At 70.7% G+C, this 21,274-nt stretch carries 17 protein-coding genes and 1 pseudogene; 14 read left to right on the top strand and 4 right to left on the bottom strand.

Going from position 1 to position 21,274, the window contains the following annotated elements; genetic code table 11:
• The first annotated feature begins 50 nt into the window (after nucleotides 1-50).
• From gspD to WMF36_RS46930, 13 genes are read left to right on the top strand one after another with little or no spacing between them, the layout of a single operon-like run.
• Entirely contained in the window at nucleotides 51-2,645 is a 2,595-nt protein-coding gene (gene gspD / locus WMF36_RS46990; RefSeq protein ID WP_437577399.1) for a type II secretion system secretin GspD, read from the top strand.
• Nucleotides 2,642-4,420: a type II secretion system ATPase GspE gene (gene gspE / locus WMF36_RS46985; protein ID WP_437577398.1), complete on the top strand. Its 1,779-nt coding sequence runs from the start codon at nucleotides 2,642-2,644 to the stop codon at nucleotides 4,418-4,420. Before gspD ends, gspE begins: the two co-directional genes overlap by 4 nt.
• 8 nt (nucleotides 4,421-4,428) lie before the next feature.
• Nucleotides 4,429-5,655 (top strand): type II secretion system inner membrane protein GspF, encoded by a 1,227-nt coding sequence (gspF, locus tag WMF36_RS46980; RefSeq protein ID WP_437484869.1) that lies wholly within the window; start codon nucleotides 4,429-4,431, stop codon nucleotides 5,653-5,655.
• A gap of 8 nt (nucleotides 5,656-5,663) precedes the next feature.
• Nucleotides 5,664-6,077 carry a type II secretion system protein GspG gene (locus WMF36_RS46975; protein ID WP_437484867.1) on the top strand — a complete coding sequence of 138 codons (414 nt, stop codon included), beginning with the start codon at nucleotides 5,664-5,666 and terminating at the stop codon, nucleotides 6,075-6,077.
• A gap of 38 nt (nucleotides 6,078-6,115) precedes the next feature.
• Nucleotides 6,116-6,520, top strand: a complete 405-nt coding sequence (locus tag WMF36_RS46970) for a prepilin-type N-terminal cleavage/methylation domain-containing protein (RefSeq protein ID WP_437577397.1) — start codon at nucleotides 6,116-6,118, stop codon at nucleotides 6,518-6,520.
• A gap of 22 nt (nucleotides 6,521-6,542) precedes the next feature.
• Entirely contained in the window at nucleotides 6,543-7,244 is a 702-nt protein-coding gene (locus WMF36_RS46965) for a pilus assembly FimT family protein (protein ID WP_437577396.1), read from the top strand.
• The gene (locus WMF36_RS46960; RefSeq protein WP_437577395.1) at nucleotides 7,244-7,918 is read left to right on the top strand and encodes a type IV pilus modification PilV family protein; all 675 of its coding nucleotides are present in this window, start codon (nucleotides 7,244-7,246) and stop codon (nucleotides 7,916-7,918) included. Before WMF36_RS46965 ends, WMF36_RS46960 begins: the two co-directional genes overlap by 1 nt.
• A gap of 2 nt (nucleotides 7,919-7,920) precedes the next feature.
• On the top strand, nucleotides 7,921-8,634 hold the full coding sequence (locus WMF36_RS46955; RefSeq protein WP_437577394.1) for a type II secretion system protein GspJ: 714 nt from the start codon (nucleotides 7,921-7,923) through the stop codon (nucleotides 8,632-8,634).
• A gap of 3 nt (nucleotides 8,635-8,637) precedes the next feature.
• Nucleotides 8,638-10,137 carry a general secretion pathway protein GspK gene (locus tag WMF36_RS46950; RefSeq protein ID WP_437577393.1) on the top strand — a complete coding sequence of 500 codons (1,500 nt, stop codon included), beginning with the start codon at nucleotides 8,638-8,640 and terminating at the stop codon, nucleotides 10,135-10,137.
• A gap of 27 nt (nucleotides 10,138-10,164) precedes the next feature.
• Nucleotides 10,165-11,682 (top strand): type IV pilus biogenesis protein PilM, encoded by a 1,518-nt coding sequence (gene pilM / locus WMF36_RS46945; protein ID WP_437577392.1) that lies wholly within the window; start codon nucleotides 10,165-10,167, stop codon nucleotides 11,680-11,682.
• Nucleotides 11,679-12,281: a hypothetical protein gene (locus tag WMF36_RS46940; protein WP_437577391.1), complete on the top strand. Its 603-nt coding sequence runs from the start codon at nucleotides 11,679-11,681 to the stop codon at nucleotides 12,279-12,281. The genes pilM and WMF36_RS46940 overlap by 4 nt, the downstream gene beginning before the upstream one ends.
• Nucleotides 12,278-13,597: a type II secretion system protein GspN gene (gspN, locus tag WMF36_RS46935; RefSeq protein WP_437577390.1), complete on the top strand. Its 1,320-nt coding sequence runs from the start codon at nucleotides 12,278-12,280 to the stop codon at nucleotides 13,595-13,597. Before WMF36_RS46940 ends, gspN begins: the two co-directional genes overlap by 4 nt.
• A gap of 31 nt (nucleotides 13,598-13,628) precedes the next feature.
• On the top strand, nucleotides 13,629-15,473 hold the full coding sequence (locus WMF36_RS46930; protein ID WP_437577389.1) for an STAS domain-containing protein: 1,845 nt from the start codon (nucleotides 13,629-13,631) through the stop codon (nucleotides 15,471-15,473).
• A gap of 37 nt (nucleotides 15,474-15,510) precedes the next feature.
• Here WMF36_RS46930 and WMF36_RS46925 read toward each other — a convergent pair.
• From WMF36_RS46925 to WMF36_RS46910, 4 genes and pseudogenes are all read right to left on the bottom strand, one after another.
• Nucleotides 15,511-15,729: pseudogene (locus WMF36_RS46925) on the bottom strand (ATP-binding protein); the annotation flags it as partial.
• Between the two features lie 235 nt (nucleotides 15,730-15,964).
• Nucleotides 15,965-17,296, bottom strand: a complete 1,332-nt coding sequence (gene thrC, locus WMF36_RS46920; protein WP_437577388.1) for a threonine synthase — start codon at nucleotides 17,294-17,296, stop codon at nucleotides 15,965-15,967.
• A 54-nt stretch (nucleotides 17,297-17,350) separates the two neighbouring features.
• The gene (locus tag WMF36_RS46915; RefSeq protein WP_437577387.1) at nucleotides 17,351-18,436 is read right to left on the bottom strand and encodes a serine/threonine-protein kinase; all 1,086 of its coding nucleotides are present in this window, start codon (nucleotides 18,434-18,436) and stop codon (nucleotides 17,351-17,353) included.
• Nucleotides 18,437-18,572: 136 nt separating this feature from the next.
• Entirely contained in the window at nucleotides 18,573-19,871 is a 1,299-nt protein-coding gene (locus WMF36_RS46910; protein WP_437582054.1) for an NAD(P)/FAD-dependent oxidoreductase, read from the bottom strand.
• A 111-nt stretch (nucleotides 19,872-19,982) separates the two neighbouring features.
• On the opposite strand from WMF36_RS46910, the gene WMF36_RS46905 reads away from it, so the two are divergent.
• Nucleotides 19,983-21,221: a hypothetical protein gene (locus WMF36_RS46905; protein WP_437577386.1), complete on the top strand. Its 1,239-nt coding sequence runs from the start codon at nucleotides 19,983-19,985 to the stop codon at nucleotides 21,219-21,221.
• Nucleotides 21,222-21,274: the final 53 nt, after the last annotated feature.

Here is a 21,274-nt window from a genome sequence, read left to right as displayed (position 1 = left end):
GCGGCGCCGCCCCCCAACCCAACCTCACGCAGAGAATATCGAGCCGACTGATGGTGATGACGACCCTCGAGCGATCCTGCTGCCTCCAGAGGAGGCTCCTCGCCGCGCCGGTGGCGGCGCTCGTGCTCGCCGCGGCGGCCCCGCCGGCGGCAGCGCAGCCCGCGAATCGCAGCACCCCCGTGCTGCGGACCCCTGGCCAGGGCGCGCCGGCGCCCGGCCGCGCCGGGGCCCCCCCGACAGCGCCGGGCGCGCCCGGCGCGGGCGCTCCCGCTGCAGGCGCGCCGGGGGCGGCGGGCGCCGCGGGAGAACCGGGGGACGACCCGCTCGCCGCGGTCAAGCAAGGGGTCCAGGAGATCGAGTTCAAGCCGAAGCCCGGCGGCTACAAGGTCAGCTTCAACCTCGACGAGGCCGACCTGCCCGAGCTGGTGAAGGCGATCAGCAACATCACCGGGCGCAGGTTCATCTACGGCGGCAAGCTCCGGCAGATCAAGGCCACGGTGTACGCGCCGGAGAAGGTGACCGTCGCCGAGGCGTACAGCGCGTTCCTGTCGATCCTCGCCTCGAACGACCTCACCGTCATCCCCCACGGCCGCTTCCTCAAGATCGTGGAGACGCCCGGCGCGGTCTCGGAGACGACCCCCGTGTTCGGCACCGCCGCGCCCGTGCCCGCGGAGGACCGGTTCGTCACCCGCCTGTACCGGCTGTCCCATATCGACGCCAACGACGCGGGCGGCGTCCTGACCAAGTTCAAATCGAAGGACGGCGACGTCACCGTCTACCCGCCCGGCAACCTGCTCATCATCACGGACACCGGGTCGAACATCCAGCGCATGCTCCGGATCGTCGAGGAGATCGACGTCGGCGGCGCCGGCGACCAGCTGTGGGTGCAGCCGGTCCACTATGGCTCCGCCGCGGAGGTCGCGACGAAGCTGAACGAGATCGTGGACCCGAGGGCGGGCGGCGGCGGCGGCAGGGCCGGCAGGGGCGGCCCCGGCGCGGGCGGCACCGGCGCGCGCATCATCGCGGACGACAGGACCAACTCGCTCATCATCACCGCCTCCGAGCCGGACTACCTGCGCGTCCTCGGCATCCTGAAGCGCCTCGACGTGCCGCAGTCGGGGGAGGGGCAGGTCCACGTGCTCTCGCTCCAGCACGCCGGCTGCAAGGAGCTGTCGGCGACGCTGAACCAGGTCCTCGGCGGCGGCGGGGGCGGCGGCGGCGCCGCCGTGGGCGGCAGGGCGGCCGCGCGCAACGCGCCTGCGGTGCCCGGCTCGACCGACGACATCTTCGAGGGCCAGGTCAAGGTCACCTGCGACGAGGCGAGCAACAAGCTCCTCATCACCTCGTCGCCCCACGATTACGCCCAGCTGCGCACCGTGATCGACCAGCTCGACGAGCCGCGGCGGCAGGTGTTCATCGAGGCCGTGATCATGGACGTGGACGTCAAGCGCTCGCTCGACTTCGGCATCGGCTACCACGCCGGCGCGCCCTTCACCGGCCAGGCCGAGGACGACAGCGTGGTCTACGGCGGCAACAACATCGTCCCCTCGGTCGGCGGCCTGCCGACGCAGCTCGGCGCGCTCGCGCTGGGCGTCCGGGGCCCCGAGATCCAGGGCACGAGCAACATCCTCGGGACGGGCATCTCGATCCCGGCGTTCGGCGTCGTCCTCCACGCGCTGGCCCAGGACGGCGACTCCAACATCCTCGCGACGCCGCACATCCTCGCGACCGACAACGTGCCGGCCGAGATCTCGATCGGCCAGAACATCCCGCTCCAGACCAACGTGGGCGGCGGCGGGCTCGGCCAGCTCGCGAGCCTCGCGGGCGGCGCGGGCGGCGCGGCGGGGCTCGGCGGCCTCGGCGGCCTGCTCGGCGGGCTCGGCGGGCTCGGCGGCACGGCCGCGCGCCAGGACGTCGGCACGAAGATCAAGGTCATCCCCCACGTCAACGACTCGGATCAGGTGCGGCTGGAGCTCACGGAGGAGATCTCGGACGCCGGCGCCCCCCTGGGCGCGCTCGGCGCGATCCCCATCAACAAGCGCACCGCGAGCACGACCCTCGTCGTCAGGGATCAGCAGACCGTCGTGATCGGCGGCCTGGTGCGCGACGCCCAGACCAGCCAGGAGACCAAGATCCCGGTGCTGGGGGACATCCCGGTGCTCGGATTCCTGTTCCGGCAGCGGGTCAAGACCATGACCAAGGCGAACCTCCTCCTCGTGCTGACGCCCTACGTCATCCGCGACCAGGAGGACCTCCGGGCCATCTTCGAGCGCAAGATGCAGGAGCGACAGGAGTTCATCGATCGCTACTTCGTCTTCAGCGACAGCGCCGCCTGGGAGCCGCCGCGCGACTTCAGCCGGGCGAACGGGCTCGTCGAGGATATCCGTCAGTCGATCCTGACCGAGGAGGAGCGGGCGCGCCTCGAGGAGGAGGCGCGGCCGAGGGTGCCGCAGGAGCACGCGCCGGTGGAGCCGGTCGGGCTGCCGACGTTCGGAGGCAAGGCCGGCGCCGCCGGCGGGCCGATGGCGCCTGGTATGGTCGACATGGAGGGCGACGTGCCCCCGCCCCCGCCGCCGAACGGGGCGGCGCCGCCGGCGCGCCCGCGGCGGCCGATCGGCGGACGGCAGATGGAGCGCGTCGAATGAGCATGCAGCAGCAGCAGTACCTCGGCGAGATCCTGGTCCGGCGGGGCGTCGTCCCCGCGGAGCGGCTCGCGTCGCTCTACGACACCGTCCGCGAGCGGGGACAGCTGCTCGCGGACCTCATCGTCTCCTCCAACATCGCCGACGAGGCGAGCATCGCGAAGGCGCTCGCCGAGGAGTGCGAGGTCGGCCTCCTCCCGCGCATCGACATCGACGCGGTGCCGCTCGAGCTCGCGAGCCGGGTGCCGATCACCTACGCCAAGCAGCACAAGATCCTGCCGCTCGCCGAGCAGGACGGGGTCGTCTACTGCGCGGTCGCCGACCCCCTCGACACGACCGCGATCGACGACGTGCGGGCGCTGTTCGGCAAGCCGGTCGAGATCGCGGTCGCCACGAGCGACGCGGTGCTGAACGCGATCAACCGCATCTGGGAGCGCAAGGAGGACGGCGGCGCGAAGCTCGAGGGCGACACGGCGCTCGAGGAGGACAACCTCGTCGACATCATCGACTCGGACGACGACGCCCCGATCATCGCCTGGGTCAACGGCCTCTTCGCGCAGGCGGTCCGCGAGCGAGCGAGCGACATCCACATCGAGCCCGAGGAGCGCGACGTCGTCGTCCGCTACCGGATCGACGGCGAGCTCTACATCGCGAAGCGCGCCTCGAAGCAGTTCATGGCGCCGATCATCGCCCGCGTGAAGATCATGGCGTCGCTCAACATCGCCGAGAAGCGGCTGCCCCAGGACGGCCGCATCACCCTGAAGATCGCGGGCAACAGCGTCGACATCCGCGTCTCGACGGTGCCGACGAGCCGCGGCTTCGAGCGGATCGTGATGCGCATCCTGCACAAGGCGTCGGTCCTGCTCGGGCTCGACGACCTCGGCTTCGCGCCGCGCGAGTACGCCATCATGGACTCGCTCATCCAGCGGCCGGACGGCATCATCCTCGTCACCGGCCCGACCGGCAGCGGCAAGACGACGACGCTCTACGCCTGCCTCAACCGGATCAACGAGCCGAGCCGGAACATCCTCACCGCCGAGGACCCGGTCGAGTACGAGATCGGCGGCATCCACCAGATCCACGTCCACCCCGGCATCGGGCTCACCTTCGCCTCGGCGCTCCGCGCGTTCCTCCGCCAGGATCCGGACGTGATCATGGTCGGCGAGATCCGCGACAAGGAGACCGCCGAGATCGCCATCCACGCGTCGCTGACCGGCCACCTCGTGCTCTCGACCATCCACACGAACGACGCGGCCGGCGCCGTGACGCGCCTCGTCGAGATGGAGATCGAGCCGTTCCTCGTGCGGAGCAGCGTGATCGGCATCCTCGCCCAGCGCCTCGTGCGCCTGCTCTGCCCGACGTGCAAGGTCGCCTACCACCCCTCGGACTACGAGCTCCAGCAGCTCGGCCTCGACCAGGACCGGATCGCCTGGAAGGTGCGGCGCAAGGTCTCGAACCGCTACAGCGTGCACGGGCAGAAATATGACTACATCGGGCAGGACCTCGACCGGGCCGTGTTCTACAAACCCGGGGGCTGCGACGCCTGCAACCAGAAGGGCTTCGTCGGCCGGCGGGGCATCTACGAGCTGATGGTCATCGACGACGCCGTGGGTCCGCTCATCCTGAAGAGCGCAGACGCGCAGAGCATCAAGCGGGTCGCCATCTCCCAGGGCATGGATACGCTCCGCGACGACGGGGCGCGCAAGGTGCTCAAGGGCATCACCACCGTCGAGGAGGTCCTCGCGGCGACGCAGGAAGACGTCATCGTCGACGAGTAGGGAAGGCCGTGGCGGTATTCGAATACAAAGGCATCCTCGTCGGCACCGGCAAGCCGGTCAAAGGGGTCCGTGACGCGGAGAACGCGAAGGCCCTCCGGGTCGCCCTGCGCAAGGACGGCATCATGCTCACCGGCGCGACCGAGGAGCGGGCCGCGAAGGCGAAGGCGAAGCGCGATCTCAAGCTCTTCGCCTTCGCGGGCCGCCCCTCGACGTCCGAGGTCGCCATGATGACCCGCCAGCTCGCGACGCTCATCGGCGCCGGCATCCCCCTCTTCGAGTCGCTCAACGCGCTCATCGAGCAGGTCGAGAAGGAGTCCCTGAAGCGGGCCCTCACGCAGGTGCGCGAGCAGGTGCGCGAGGGCACGAGCTTCGCGAAGGCGCTGGAGGGGCACCCCACGGTCTTCCCGCCGCTCTACGTCAGCATGGTGCGCGCCGGCGAGGCGTCCGGCACGCTCGAGGGCGTGCTGCTCCGCCTCACGGTCTTCATGGAGAACCAGGCGAAGCTCGTGGGAAAGGTGACCGCGGCCCTCGCCTACCCGGCGCTCATGGCGATCATCGGCATGGGGCTCATCTCGGTCCTCATGATCGCGGTCGTGCCGAACGTGAAGGACATCTTCGCGTCGATGGACCAGACGCTGCCCTGGTACACCTCGGCGCTCATCGGCACGTCGGCGTTCGCCTCGAGCTACTGGTGGCTCGTGCTGATCGTGATGGTCTCCGCGGTGTACGGGTTCCGCCGCTGGCTGCGCACGCCGAAGGGGCGCCTCAAGTGGGACACGTTCGTGCTCAGCGCGCCCATCTTCGGCAAGCTCATCCAGATGCTGTCCATCGCGCGCTTCGCGCGGACCCTCGCGACCCTGCTCTCGTCGGGCGTCGCGCTCCTCAGCGCGATGGACATCGTGCGGAGCGTGCTCGGCAACGCCGCCCTGGAGAAGGTCATCGCCGACGCGATCAGCTCGATCCGCGAGGGCCAGAGCATCGCCGATCCGCTGAAGCGCAGCGGCCGCTTCCCGCCGATCGTCATCCACATGATCGCCATCGGCGAGAGGAGCGGGCAGCTCGAGGCGATGCTGGAGAACGTCGCCAACGCCTACGACTCCGAGGTCGAGACCCGCGTCCAGGTGCTCACGAGCCTGCTCGAGCCGCTCATGATCGTCATCATGGGCGGCACGGTCGCGTTCATCGCGATATCCATCCTCATGCCGCTCATGCAGATGTCGAACTTCGTCGGGTAGAGGGCTTCATGGGGCGCCGGAGACACCGAGAGAGCACGATTTTCTTCCCGTGGGAGCGCGGCGGCGGGCTCTTCCGGCGGAGCGGCGTGGCGCGCGCGCGGCCGTTCGCCGCCGGCCTGGGGATGGTGCTCCTGCTCCTGCTCCTCGGCGCGCGCGAGCGGCGGCTCGTGGGAATTCGCTCGACGCGCGCCACGTTGTCTGTCGTCCACGGGGCGATCACGCTGTACCGCGCCGACCACGAGCGGCGGTGCCCGGCTTCGCTGGAAGAGCTGAAGCGCGAGGGATACCTCGCGATCGATCTGGTCGACGCCTGGGGGAGGCCGCTCCGGCTCACCTGCCCTGGCAGGACGGACGCGGAGGGATACGATCTGATGAGCGACGGTCCGGACGGCGAAATCGGCGGCCTTGACAGGGTGGAGTGAGGGACATGGAGACGAACAGGGCAAAGAGGATTCGAAGGTTGGGCCGGAAGCTCTCGCGGGGCGTGACCCTGGTCGAGGTGCTGATCGTGGTGACGATCATGGCGATCATCGCCGGCGGCGCCACGCTCGTGCTGTGGCCGAAGCTCGAGGCCGCGAAGGTCAGGAGCGCCTACACCGGCACGTCGGTCATCAAGACGGCGGCGGATCAGTACCAGAACCTCGGCGCGGGCGGCGAGGGCTGCCCGACCATGCAAGCGCTCGTGAGCGCGAAGCAGATCGACGCCAACAAGACGGATGACCCCTGGGGGCAGCCGTACCGGATCAAGTGCGAAGAGGGCGATATCCGCGTCTACTCGATTGGCAAGGACAAGAAAGAGAGCACCCCGGACGACATCCGGGACAACATGAGGCAGTCCGAGATCAGCAAGATCGCGGAGATGTGACGCCGACGCGGAGGGAGCGCTCATGACACGCCGCCTGCGCACGAGGGGAGTCACGCTGGTCGAGGTGCTGATCTCCGTCACGGTGATCGCGCTCATCAGCGGCTCGGTGATCCTCGGCATGGGCGCGGTCACGAGCGCCCGGCTGAAGCGGAGCGCGGCGCTGCTCGCGGGCGCCGTCCGGGTCGCCTACGCCCACGCGAACGCGAAGTCGAAGCCGATGCGCCTGGTCTTCGATTTCGAGGAGCGGATGATCGTGCTCGAGGAGTCCACGGGCGAGCTCCTCGTCGAGAGGAATGACCGGACCGGCGGCGCCGCCGCGGCCACGGAGGCCGAGCGGGCGGCGGTGGCCGAGGCCGAGGCGATCCTGAAGGGGCCGCGCGCGCCGCGGCCGTCGTTCGAGCCGACGAAGGCGTTCGGCTTCGACCCCACGAGCGACAAGCCCGGCAAGGAGCTGTCGAGCGGCGTCCGCTTCCTCCAGGTGGAGACAGGGCACCAGGACGAGCCCGTGACGGAGGGGCGCGCCTACCTGTACTTCTGGCCTGGCGGCCAGACCGAGCGCGCGGCCGTCCAGCTCTCGCTCGGCGGCCAGGAGACCGAGGACGCCGTGATGACGCTGCTCGTCTCGCCCCTGACCGGCAAGACCGAGATCAGGCGAGGCAAGGTGAGCATGCCGAGGCCGCGCGACGACGCCGAGGAGTCGGAGCGCGAGGACACGGGGTTCTGATGCGCGCCCGCGGCTTCACCCTGCTCGAGATCATGGTGGCGGTGGCCATCCTCGGCCTCGGGCTCACCGCGATCCTCTCCGCCCAGGCCGGCGCCTTCTCGGCGGCAGCGCACGCGCGGAACATCAGCCTCGCGAACGGGCTCGCGCGCTGCAAGATGACCGAGATCGAGGAGCGGCTCGCCAAGGACGGCCTGCCGGCGCTCGACGAGGCCGACAACGGGCCGTGCTGCGAGGGCGACGAGTCGACCTTCATCAAGTGCTCCTGGCGCATCGACAAGCCGGAGATGCCCGAGCCCAACTACGGCGAGCTGGATCTCGATACGAACCTCGAGGGGCTCGGCGAGCTCACCAAGCCGGCCGAGTCGAGCGGCTCCGCCGCCCCGAGCGGCAGCCTCGACGATCTCGCGCAGTCGCTTGTCGGCGCGCCGGGCGGCGAAGGGAGCGGCGAGTCCGCCGGCGGGATCGCGGGGCTCCTGCAGCCGTTCGTGGACATGCTCGCGCCGACGCTCCAGCCGATCTTCGAGGCGAGCGCGCGGCGGGTGACGGTCAGGCTGACCTGGCAGCAAGGGTCGCAGGAGCACGCGCTCGAGCTCGTGCAGTGGGTCACGGTGCCCCAGATGGGCCAGCCCGACGAGACAGGCGCGGGCGGCGCGGGCGAGGGAGGAGGGAGCTGACCATGACGGCGCGAAGGGCGAGCTCTCTCCGCAGGCGCCGCGGCCGATCGGGCGGGGTGACCCTCCTCGAGGTCCTCGTCTCGATCTCCATCCTGGCGCTCATCGGGACGCTCATCTACGGCGCGTTCGACGGCATGAGCCGGTCGCGCGCGGGCATCTCGCGCATCAGCGACCGCTACCACCAGGGCCGCGGCGCGATCGCCCGCATCTCGCGCGAGCTCCAGGCGGCCTTCCTGTCCCGGCACCAGCCGGCCGACAAGAACATCGCGGTGCGGCTCACGGCCTTCGCCGGGCAGGACTCGTCGCCCGCCGACCGCGTCGATTTCACCGCGTTCGCGCACCGGAGGCTCGTCAGGAACACGCACGAGTCGGACCAGTGCGAGGTGGGCTATTTCGGCTCGCGCGACCCCGATCGCGACAGGCTCGATCTCGTGCGGAGGGAGGCGAAGGTCATCGACCTCGAGCCGACGAGGGGAGGCGTCGTCAACGTGCTCGCCGAGGACATCGAGAGCTTCAATGTCCAGTACCTCGATCCCGTCACCGGGGAGTGGGTCGACTCGTGGGACTCGACCCAGCCGGCGGCGCAGTTCGAGCGGCTCCCGTCGCAGGTGTGGGTGACGCTGGTCCTGAACGGTGGGCCGGGCGGCAAGCCCATCCAGTTCGAGACGAAGGTGCCCATCCCGATGCAGGTCCCCATCGCCTTCGGGGCCAACTGAGCGATGATCCACCGGAGGAGCCCCCACGCCGAGGAGCACGCCGCCCCCACCTCGCCGGGTGGACGCGGCCGCCGCCGCCTCCGGAGGCGGCGCGACCGGCGGGGCGTGGCGCTCGTCATGGTGCTCGGCGCGATCACGGTGCTCACCGTGTTCCTGACCGAGCTCCAGGAAGAGACCTCCACCGAGCTCTCCGCGGCGCTCGCCGATCGCGACGCGCTCCGGGCCGAGTACTACGCGCGGAGCGCCGTGAACCTGTCGCGGATGCTCATCGCCTCCGAGCCGAGCGTCAGCCAGACGATCGGGCCGATGCTCGCGATCATCGGGCTCAAGGGCAATTTCCAGGTGCCGGTCTGGAAGTTCACCGACATGTTCCTCGGCCCGTTCAACGCGCAGCTCGTCGAGCCGGGCGCGGCGCCGCCCGCCGAGGCCACCGGCCAGGCCAGCGCGGCGGCGGGCAAGAACCTCGGGCTCACCGGCGGCGGCCGCTTCGAGCTCAAGATCGTCGACGAGGACTCGAAGATCAACATCAACCGCGCCGCCGACGACGTGGGCGGCATCGCGGATCAGATCGCCGTCGGGGCACAGCTGGTCAGCCTGATGAGCTCCGCCCAGTACAATGCGCTCTTCGAGGAGCGCGACGGCGACGGCCAGTTCTCGGATCGCGCGACCATCTGCAGCGCGCTTATCGACTGGGCCGACCCCGGCGACCAGACGTTCGCCTGCGACTCGTCGACGAACGCCCCGAGCTCCACCGGCGCCGAGGACAGCTTCTACCAGACGGTCGGCCTCCCCTATCAGCGCAAGAACGCCCCCTTCGACTCGTTCGAGGAGCTGCGGCTGATCCGGGGCATGAGCGACGACTTCTGGGCGACGTTCGTCGACCCGGACCCGAACAACCCGGACAAGCGGGTCCTGACCGTCTGGGGCAGCCGGAAGCAGAAGGTGAACGTGACGTCGGCGAACGCGCAGCTTCTCCTCACGCTCACCTGCAGCGACCAGTTCGTGGACATCGCGGCGACGCCGCTCTGCACCGACGTGAACCAGCAGACGGCGTTCCTGACCGTGGCGTCGCTCGTGCAGAGCATGACGGGCGGGATCCTCTTCCCCACCCCGAAAGATTTCGTCGACGCCATGACCCAGAAGACCGGCAATTCGCTCGGGGCGATGCTCGGGCAGCAGCTCAAGGCGATGGGCGTCGAAGCGGTCAAGTTCAAGCCGAACGCCACGAAGTCCCTCGGCAACAGGAGCAGCTTCCTGAGCATCTACGCCGATGGCATCGTCCCGGGGAACAAGCGTGAGACGCGCGTGCGCATCCACGCGGTGCTCGATCTCACGGGGGCGACGAAGATCACCGAGACCGAGCCGGGCGGGGAGGGCGGCGGTCCGGGCGGATCCAACGAGCTCAACGGCGATCCGACCGGCGCCCCCGCGACGCCGGAGACGTACGAAAAGCAGGTACGATCGAACCCCGCCGGGACGATCATCTACTATCGGATCGAATAGGACACCCCTCCGGGAAGAAGCGCGGAAATGCACAGGCTGCTCGGGATAGATGCTGGAAAATCCGTGGTGCGGGCGGCGCTCATCCGCACCTCGTACAGGAGGGTCTTCGTCGAGGCCCTCGGCGAGGCGGCCGTCACGGACGCGGTCTCCGAGGCCGAGGCGATCCGCGCCGCCGTCGGGCTCCACCGCCCCGACGGCGCGGCGATCGCGCTCTCCGGGGAGCGGTCGTTCTACCGCCGCCTCGATCTGCCCGCGGCCGCGCACAAGGAGCTCGAGAATGTCCTCGGCTTCGAGCTCGAGGCCACGGTGCCGTTCGAGATGGAGGACGCGGTCTTCGACTACCGCCTGCTGAAGCGGCCGCTCAACGCCGAGACGCTGCCGGTCTTCGCCGCGGTCGCGCGCACGGACGACGTGCGCGAGCGCATCGCCATCGTGAAGGAGGCGCTCGGCTTCGAGCCGGAGCGCGTCGCGCTCGGCGCGGTGGCGCTCGCCAACCTCGAGGCCGTGATGCCGGAGCTCGCCTCGCCGTCGCCCGCCGGCGCGAGCGTGCCGATCGCGCTGCTCGACCTCGACCACCTCACCTCCGAGATCGTGATCCTCTCCGGCGGCGAGCCGGTCTTCGCCCGCACGCTGTCGCGGGGGACGGCCGGGCTCCCCGGCTCGGCGCCGGCGCTCGCGCGCGAGCTCCGCCAGACCCTCGCGGCGTGGCGCAACCTCGGCGGCGAGCCGCTCGCCGGGCTGTACCTCGTCGGCGGCGGCGCGACCGCCCAGGGCGCGGAGATGTTTCTGGCGACCCAGCTCGGCCTCACCATCCTGCCGCTGCCGACCCCTCGGCTCGAAGGGCTCACGCCCGAGCAGGCCACGGCGCTGCCCCGCTTCGCCAAGGCGCTCGGGCTGGCCCTCGGGCTGACGCCGAAGACCAAGGGGTTCAACCTGAGGCGGGGCGCGCTCGAGGCCGAGCGCAGCTATCCCTTCCTGCGCGAGAAGATCCCGATCCTCGCCGGCCTCGGCACCGTCATCGCGCTGAGCTTCGGGTTCTCCATCGTCGCGGAGCTGCGCACCCTCGACGCGGAGCGCGAGCTCCTGCTCGCGTCGCTCGCGACCGCCTCGCGCGACGTGCTCGGCGAGGAGACGAGCGACCCGCAGAAGGCGCGCGAGCTGCTCGACCAGGGCCCCGCCGCGGCCGACGAGGACCCGATGCCCCGCGTCGACGCCTTCGACGTCATGGTGCAGCTCTCGAAGGCCGTGCCGAAGGAGATCACGCACGACGTGCTCGAGCTCGACGTGAACCGCGGCCACGTGACCCTCCAGGGCGTCGTCCCGTCGGTGTCGGACGCGCAGATCATCGCGGATCACCTGAAGGAACACCGCTGCTTCCGCGACGTGAAGATCGGGCGGACGAGCCAGTTCACGGAGGGCAAGCACAAGTACGTCCTCGAGCTGGATCTCAAGTGCGAGGACAAGAAGAAGAAGAAGACCGGCGCCGCGGATGGAGCGGACAGCGCCTCGGCCGGCGCGCCGGACAAGCCAGAGGGATCGCGATGACGCTCCGCGAGCGACTCGACAAGCTGGAGCCGCGCGAGCGCCGGCTCCTCACCATCCTTCTCGGATTCCTCGGGGTGATCGTGCTCCTGCTCGTGCCGATCGGGCTCGCGAGCATCGCCTCCGGCAAGCGCACCGAGAACCACGAGGTTCGCGATCTGCTGCAGTCGATCTACGAGGCCTCGGGGAAGGTCAACGAGCGAAAGGCGCAGAAGGACGCGCTGCTCGCGCGCTACGCGCGGCCTGCGCCGCCCCTCGCCGGCTTCATCGAGGACGCGGCGAAGCAGCAGGGGCTCACCGCGGCCGAGTCGCAGGATCGCCCCGACGTCCCGCACGGCAAGAAATACACCGAGCGGGTCACGGTGGTGAAGATGCACCGGATCGGGATGCTCGGGCTCGCCAAGATGCTCGAGCGCATCGAGAGCTCGGGCCACCCGGTCGCGGTGACGAAGCTCAACATCAAGCCGCGCGCCGGCGAGCCGGACTCGTACGAGGTGGAGCTCGGCGTGTCCGCGTTCGACCGGAAGGGCGACCCCCAGCCGGCGAGCCCTGCGCCGGCCGCGCCCGCGGCCGCCGCCGACGAGGAGGAGCAAGAGCCATGAAGGAGCGCCTCGTCAAGATCGCGAAGTGGGCGGCCTACCCGCTCTTTTACCTCTTCTGTCTGGGCCTCTTCGGCTACCTCACGTTCCCCTACGACCGGCTCAAGGATCGGCTGATCGCCGAGTTCGATCGCACGCAGCAGAAGCGGGGCTCCGGCCCGGCGCAGCGCCTCGAGATCGACGAGCTCGACTCGTACTGGTTCACGGGCGTGGAGATGAAGGGCGTGCGGCTCATCCTGCCGCCGAACGAGCTCGGATCGAGCAGCAGGCCGAGCGGCGCCGCCGCCTTCACCTCGGGCGACGCCGCCAAGGACAGCGCGCCGAAGCCGAGCGTCATCGAGATCGAGGAGGCGCACGCCCGGGTGAAGATCCTGCCCTTCCTGATCGGGCGGATGCGGATCTCGTTCTGGGCGAGCGTGTTCGGCGGGGAGGTCGAGGGCGTGGTCCCGATGGGCAAGTCGGACGGCGACGTGCACGTCGAGGTCTCGGACGTGGAGCTCGCCCAGGTGGAGCCGCTCGGGGACATCCTCGGCCTGCCGATCGCCGGCACGCTGAGCGCGAACCTCGATCTCAGCGCGCCCGAAGGCAAGTTCAACAAGGCGAACGGCGCGCTCGAGGTCTCGGCCAAGGAGGTCTCGGTCGGCGACGGCAAGACGAAGATCCAGGGGCTCATCGCGCTCCCGGAGGCGAAGCTCGGCGAGCTCCTCCTGTCGGCGGAGGCGAAGGACGGCGTCCTCAAGATCACGAAGATGACCGCGAACGGCCAGGACCTCGAGCTCGACGGCGACGGCAAGGTCAACATGCGCGAGCCGTGGAACAACTCCACGGCGGACCTCTACGTCCGCTTCAAGTTCGCCGACGCCTACCGGTCGAAGAACGACGTCACAAAGTCGCTGCTCGGCGCGCCGGGGTCGAGCGTGCCCGGGCTGATCGAGATGCAGCAGCCCAAGATGAAGCGGTCGAAGCGCTCCGACGGCTTCTACGGCTGGCACGTCCACGGCGCGCTGAAGCGGCCGCGGTTCGATCCGCACGCGGCGGACTCGCCCGCCGCGCGGGGCCGCGGCAAGGCCGGCGACTCTCCGGGCTCGGGCGCGGCCGCGACCGCCAGGAAGCCCGGCGGCGTGAACCTCCCCCTCGGCGCCTCGGAGGCCCCCGCGCGGGACAGCGAGGAGGAGGCGAGCCCTCCTCCGCTGATGCAGCCGCCGCCGCCGCCGCCGCCGCCGCCGTCCACCGAGGATGAATCGCCCACGGGCGAGGCGCGATCGCGGCCGACGCCCCCTCCGCCCGCGGAAGGCGAGGGCGCGCCTCCGGTCGAATAGGACCTCGACCTCACGCTCCAAGGACAAGGCCATGCGGGACCCCAGGTGGCAGCAGAACCGGCGCATTCTGCTGATCGACGACAACGAGGCCATCCACGGGGATTTCCGCAGGATCCTCCGATCCGACGCGGAGCGATCGACCTTCGATGGCCTCGAGTCGGCGCTCTTCCGCGAAGCGCCCGGCCGGAGGTCGGTGAGGTTCGAGCTCACGACCGCGACCCAGGGCGCGGAGGGGCTGGAGAAGGTCCGTGAGGCGCAGCAGCGCGGCGCGCCGTACGCCCTCGCCTTCGTGGACGTGCGCATGCCGCCGGGGTGGGACGGCATCGAGACGCTCTCGCGCATCTGGCAGGAAGACGGCGCGATCCAGGCGGTCATCTGCTCGGCGTACTCGGATTACTCCTGGGAGGAGATCTCCACCCGGTTCGGGAACACCGACAACCTCCTCATCCTCGCAAAGCCGTTCGACCCGAACGAGGTCCGCCAGATGGCCTTTGCGCTCACCGAGAAGTGGAACCAGCGCCGCGCCCTGTCCGGGGCCAACCACAAGGTGTCGGCGCAGTACACGGTGACCAAGATCCTTGTCGAGTCGACGACGCTGTCTTCGGGCGTCCTCGCGCTCCTCAGCGCGCTCGGGGAGACGCTCGGCTTCCGGTTCGGCGCCCTGTGGCTCGGCGACGACGAGAGCGACGGGCTGCGCTGCGAGCACACCTGGAGCGCCGCGCCCGACGACTCGGCCGCGCTCGAGGCGGCGACGCGGGGTACGCGGTTCGCCCGCGACGCGGGGCTGCCCGGCCGCGCGCTCGCCCAGGGGGAGCCGAGCTGGTTCTGCGACCTCGACGCGGTCGAGGACGACCCGCGCGCGCGGGCGGCGCGGGGCGCCGGCCTCCGCTTCGCGGTCGAGCTCCCCATCGCGGTCCGCGCCGACGCGCAGGTCGCGGCCGTGCTGGAGCTCATGGATGCCGAGCCGCGCGAGCCCGACCCGGGGCTGCTCGACGTGCTGCTCGCCATCGCCGCCAAGGCCGGCCACTTCATCGGCAGCAAGCGCGTCGAGGCGGCCCTGCGCCGGAGCGAGGCGAACAACCGCGCGCTGCTCTACGCCATCCCCGACACGATCCTCCGGATCAGCAGCGACGGCATCTGCCTGGACTTCAAGGCGTCGAGGGAGTCGAGGCCGTCGCTCCGCGCCGAGGATTTCGTGCACCGGCACGTCGCCGACGTGTTCCCTGCCCGCGTGGCAGAGCAGATCACCGAGCTCGTCGCGCGGGCGCTGGCCGACGAGGCGACGCACGTCTTCGAGTACCAGGAGCAGCTCCGAGAGGGCACGCGCGACTACGAGGTCCGGATCGCCGGCAGCGAGCAGGCCGAGGCGGTCGTGATCGTGCGGGACATCACCGAGCGCAAGCGCGCCGAGGCGGAGACCGAGGCGCGGCGCGCCCGGGAGGAGGCCCTCCGGGCGCAGAACGAGATCCTGGCGGCGCTGTCGACCCCGCTCATCCCCATCAGCGACGATATCGTCGTGATGCCGCTCGTCGGCGCCCTCGACGCGCAGCGGGCGCGCCGCGTGCAGGAGACGCTGGTCCGCGGCGTCGCGGCCCGCCGCGCGCACGTCGCGATCCTCGACATCACCGGGGTGCCGCGGATCGACGGCCAGTGCGCCGACGAGCTCCTGCGCGCCGCCACCGCGGTGCGCCTGCTCGGCTCGGAGGTGATCATCACGGGCCTGAGCCCCGAGGTGGCCAGGACCCTCGTCGCGCTCGGCGTCGACATGAGCGGGATCGTCACGCACACCACCCTGCAGGACGGCATCGCCTCGGCGATGACCTCCGCGGGCGCCCGCCGGAGGCCCGGGCGGCGCCGCGCGAGGCGGCGCAGGTAGCGGCGGGGCGGCGCCCGGCAAAGCCGGCGCCGGCCGCTCACGACGCCGCGGGGCGAAGCGCGGCGGCGCTCCCGAGCCGCAGCGGGAGCACGAGCGTGAAGGTGGCCCCGCGCCCCGCGCCGTCGCTCTTCACCGACAGCACGCCGCTCATCTCCTCGGCGGCGAGCGCGCAGCTGTGCAGCCCGAAGCCGTGGCCGCCCCTGCGCGTCGTGAACCCGTGGGAGAAGATCCGGGTCAGGTGATCGCTCGCGATGCCCAGGGGGAGGAAGACAGCCAGCGCGACCGCCACCGTCAGGAGGGGGGCGAACGAGAGCAGCGTGCGATGGCGGATGTCCACGGATGCCGCTGCCGAACGAGGATGCCGGGGGGACCGAGCGCGTCACGACGCGCCCGCGCCGCTGTCCGGCAGGCTCGAGGGCCCCCCGGCCCTGATCGGGCGCGCCGATCATCGCACGTCGCGGCCGCTCAGCGCATCGGCAGGCCTGCTCCGCTCAGCGCTTGCCCGCGTGTCTGTCGAGGGCGGCGAGGACGCGGTCGTAGTCGGGCGGCAGCTCGACCGGCGGGTTGGCGTGCCGGCTCGTCACGTCCGCGAGCGCGCGCTCGTGGTATTTCACCTTGAATTCCGTGAACTTGAGGCCGTTCGCGGTCGAGACCACGACGACCCGCTGGCGCTTCTCCACGAGGCCCTTCTTCACGAGCTTCTCCAGGGCGGCGAGGGCGACCGCCGTGTGCGGGCACGTGTACATCCCGGTGCGATCGGCGCGCGCCGCCGCGTCGCAGAGCTCGTCCTCGGTCACCTCCTCCGCGACCCCGTTCATCGCCTGGAGGGCCAGCATCGCCCTCGGCGCGCTCACCGGGTTGCCGATCTGGATCGCGCTCGCCAGCGTCTCGCCCGCCTTCATCGGCTCGACCTCGCTCCGCCCCTCGGCCCACGCCCGGTAGAGCGGGTTGGCGCGCGCCGACTGCGCCACGCACAGCCGGGGGAAGCGCGTCGTCAGGCCGAGATCCTTCAGCATCTTGAAGCCGGCGTAGAGGGCGTAGGCGTTGCCCAGGTTGCCGCTCGGCAGGACGACCCAGTCGGGCAGCGTCCAGTCGAACTGCTGCACGATCTCGAACGCGACGGTCTTCTGGCCCTCGAGGCGCAGGGCGTTCATCGAGTTCGCCAGGTAGACCACGCCGTCGGCCGAGAGCCGCTGCACGATGGCCATGCAGCCGTCGAAGTCGGTGTCCAGCGAGAGGACCAGCGCCCCCGACGCGATCGGCTGGACCAGCTGCGCCATCGACACCTTGCCCCGCGGCAGGAGCACGACCACCGGCAGGCCGGCCGCCGCGCCGTACGCCGCGAGCGAGGCCGACGTGTCCCCGGTCGACGCGCACGCGATCGCGCGCACCTCGAGGCCCTCGCGGATCGCCTTGTTCACCACCGAGACGAGCACCGTCATCCCGAGGTCCTTGAACGACCCCGTATGGCTGTTGCCGCAGAGCTTCACCCAGACCTCATCGAGCCCGAGCGAGCGGCCGTAGCGATCTGCCCAGAACAGGTTGGTGCCGCCCTCGTCCATCGACACGATGGCATCGTCCGGGACCTGGGGAGAGACCCACTCCCGCTTGCCCCAGACCCCGGATCCGTAGGGCCACACCGTGCGCTTGTAGCGCTCGTCGAAGAGCTTCATCCACGTGGCGGGGCTCCGATCGCGGAGCGCCTCGATGTCGTGGGCGACGTCGAGGAGGCCGCCGCAGGTCGGGCAGCGGTAGAGGGGCTGCGTCAGCGGGTAGCTGCCGGGGCAGCCGGTCAGACATCGGAATGCAGCAGAGTAGGCCATGGCGATACGGATCTCCTGGGTGGCGGGAAGCGCCCGCGGGAGGTGGTGTCGGGTTCAGTCGAAGCGTGGGGCTTCCATGCCGAGCCGCCTATAGAAGTAGATCGCCGCGTTCCTGGCAAACGATCCCTGCGGGACGTAGACGTCGTCCGGCTCGGGGAGCGGCTCCTCCGCCGAGAGCGGCCCGTCGCGGTCGCCGGCCAGCCGCTCGAGGTCCTCGACGAACGCCTCCATCGAGGGATAGCGGTTCTCCGGGCGCTTGCGGATCGCCTTCAGGATCACCGACTCGAGCAGCGGATCGATGCTCGGGCGCCGCTCCGAGGGGCGGGGCGGCGGGGTCACGAGCTGCCGGGCGAGGAGCTCGGACTGATCCGAGCGCGGGAACGGGAGCTCCCCGGTGAAGGTCCGGAACATGACGACGCCGAGCCCGTAGACGTCGGTGCGGGCGTCGGGCCTGTCGCTCACGACCTGCTCGGGCGCCATGTACTCGAGCGTGCCCACCGCGGTGCCGGTCGCCGTGATGTGGTCTGCGGCCTGCATCTTCGCCAGGCCGAAATCGAGCACCTTGACCGCGTACGGGTCCCCCTGCGCGCCCACGAGGTAGAGGTTGTCGGGCTTCACGTCGCGGTGGATGATCCCGGCCCGGTGCGCGGCGGCGAGCCCGGACGCGGCCTGGGCGAGCACCGGGATGGCGAGGTCGGCCTCCATGCGGCGCTCACGCCGGAGCCAGTCACCGAGCGACTCGCCGAAGAGATACTCCATGACGATGTACGGCGCGTCGTCGGAGGAGCGCGTGCCGGCGTCGAGCACCCTGACGATGTTCGGGTGCCCGATCATCGCGGCGCTCTGCGCCTCGCGCACGAACCGCTCGCGCGTCCGCTCCGCCCGGGACGCGAACGACTCCAGGACCTTGATCGCGACCGGCTGCCCAGTCTCGAGCTCGATCGCGAGGTAGACGCGCGCCATCGCGCCCTTGCCGAGGTAGCCGCGCACCTCGTAGCGCTCCCCGAGGACGGTCCCCCGCAGCCGGGTCGGCTTGAACCGGAACAGGTCGACGCGCCGCGCCTCGGCGAGCTCCGCGCCGTCGTAGGGGCAGAACCGATGGACCGCGTCGTACTCCCGGTGGCAGCGCGCGCAGAACATGGCCCCGCATCGAATAGCGCCCCGCGCTCCGGCCATGCAAGAGCTCCGCGCGCACCTCGGCGCCGCGCGCACCTCGGCGCCGCGCTCACCTCGGCGCCGCGCTCACCTCGGCGCCGCGCTCACCCCGGCGCCGCGCTCACGCCGCGTTGCGCGGCGAGCGCCCCGTCAGCTTCGTGTACGCGTGATAGCCGAGCCAGCGGAGCGGCTCGGGCGGGACGCCCCCGAGCGGGTACATGTAGAAAGGCAGGTCCTGCCACCGCGCGTCGTCGCCCGCGTAGATGTCGCACAGCACGCGGCCCGCGAGGTTGCCGAGCGTCACGCCGTGGCCGCTGTAGCCGAGGGCGTAGTACACGTTCCGATGCTCGCCGCGCACGCCCATGCTGCAGATCCGGCTCATCGTGATCCCGAGCGTCCCCGTCCAGCGGTGGGCGATCCGCACCCGCTCGGCCTCGGGGAAATAGCCGACGAGCCGGCGCCGGATCGCCTCGAACGCCGGCCCCGCCGAGCCGGGGGAGCCCGGGTAGGAGGTCTGGTTCCCGTAGAGATAGGCATAGGCCGCGTTGCTGCCCCCGCCGAACACGAGCTCACCGGCGGGGGTCATGCTGGCGTATGCGATCCGGTCATGGTCGTCGCTGAAGCCGGCGACCTGCCCCCAGCCGAGCGCGGCGCGCACCCCAGGGTCGAGCGGCTCGGTCGCGATCACGTGCGAGTGCAGCGGGAAAATTCCGGTCTTGAAGTAGCCGAGCCGCGGCGTGTAGCCGTTTGTCGCGAGCACGATGGCCGAGGCCCGGACGACACCGCCCGGCGTGGTCAGCTCGATCGTGCGTCCCTCCTGGATCCGGAGCACCGGTGTGTCCTCGTGGAGGGCGACCCCCCACGCGAGGAGGAGCGGGCGCAGGCTGCGCAGCAGGTCAACCCCGTTGAGCTGCCCCTCGGTCGCGTCCAGCACGGCCCCGGCCGCCCCGCGGATGCCGAGCCGCGTCGCGAGCGTCGCGCCGTCCAGGTACTGTAGCGGAATGCCCCACCCGGCGAGCCGCTCCACCCGCGCGTGCGCCGCCTCCGCCCGCCGAGCGTCCGTGAGCACCTCCAGGCAGCCGTCGCGCCGGTACCGCACCGGGAGGTCGTGCTCCTGGATCATCCCGACAATGCCGTCGATCCCCGCGCGCGTCGTCTCGTAGACGCGGCGCGTGAGGAGCGGATCGCGGTAGCTCACCCCGTTAATCCAGTTCAGCATCATCCCCCCGTTGCGCCCGCTCGCGCCGTTCGCGAGGTGACGCGCCTCCAGGATCATGACGCGAAGGCTCGGAAATCTGCGGATTAGATGGTATGCCGTGGAGACTCCGGTGAACCCTCCCCCGATGATGACCACATCGGCCACCGCGTCCCCGCGCAGCGGTGGGACGGGCTCATAGGCTGGCCCCGCCTCGCTCCACACCGAGCGAGCGGAATCAATGTAGGTGCGCGTGTCGACGAGAGCTGCCCGGGTCACGATGATTACCTATCAGATGAACGCTCCGTCTGGCACCATGAACCCCGGGAGCCCTGCTTGAAGAGACGTGTCCGGCTCTGCATGAAGGATCTCTTCCACCAGGACGTGGTGGAGATGATCGAGCGCGAAACCCGGAAATACCAGATCTGGTCCATCGAAGACCCCTCCGACCCGGACTTCGACACGGCGTATCAGATCCTCTGGGACTGCTTCGGCCCTCATGGAGAGATGGAGCGCAAGGAGGCGATCCAGGCCTTCCTGCGCGACGACCCGTTCACGCCCGAGCCGTCGGGCACCTACATGCGCTACTTCCTGCTCGTGGCGCGAGACTCGGACGGAAACGTGCGCGGGGTGCGCGACGGCACCGTGCTCATCAACCCGGCGTACGCGCCGGATCTCTGCGTCATCTATCTCGCCCATATCTTCATGATCCCCGAGGCGCGCGGTACGGTGCTGTCGTACTGGCTGCGCATCGCCCCGGTCGAGCTCGCCATGCAGTACCTGGCCGACCTGCACGCGATGGGGAAGATCACGCTCCCCGCGCCCGCCGCCCCGGGCAAGTACTTCGGGATGAACCTCGATCTCGCGGCCGAGGTCGAGTACTTCACGCCCGAAGAGCGCCTGTCGTGGCAGCGCATCCTGTTCTACGGCCGCGGCGGGTTCGACGCGATCAACCCGCGCCACTTCCCCTACCGCCAGCCCGACTTCCGCGACCCCGACGAGATCCGCGCGACGGGCAACCAGCCTTCTCCGTTCATGGTCCTCGTCCGGCGCATGGGCCGCGAGCGGCAGGCGCAGCTGCCGATCGACGAGGCGCGGGCGCTCATGCGGCTGCTCTACGATGACTTCGCGGATCACTGCGCGCCCCACCTGCTCGAGAACAGCCTCCAGCTCGTCCTCGACCGGCTGGAGGAGCGGGCGAAGCGGAAGAGCTTCGTCGAGCTCCTGCCGCTGCCGACCGGGCCCAGGGACGTGCACCGGCTGAAGCCGCTCTTCCGGTACAACGTGTTCACGAAGTACTACCCGGAGAGCCCCGACATCCGCGGTTACGTGGTGAACAGCGGCGTCCGCGAGCAGCTGGCCGCGAACCCGCGCTACCTCGACGAGGAGCTCGCCCGCATCGCGCGGGAGCTGGAGGCCCGCCCGCCGTACGTCTACGGGAGCCGGGACAAGAGCGCGACCTGGGAGGGCACGCCGGTCACGCCGGGGTCGGAGCCGCCCCCGTCCGAGGGCGCCGACGCGGGCGAGATCACCCGCGAGCTGCCGGCGCCGCCCTCGACCGCCGCGCCGCGGTGAGTCAGGGCGTGCGCGACGACGCCGCGGCGGCTCAGGGCGTGCGCGACGACGCC

The organism is Sorangium sp. So ce887 (genome assembly GCF_051521455.1).
Taxonomy (GTDB): Bacteria; Myxococcota_A; Polyangia; order Polyangiales; family Polyangiaceae; genus Sorangium.
Note: the sequence above shows the minus strand (reverse complement) of the source record. Positions and strands in the feature narration are given on the sequence as shown.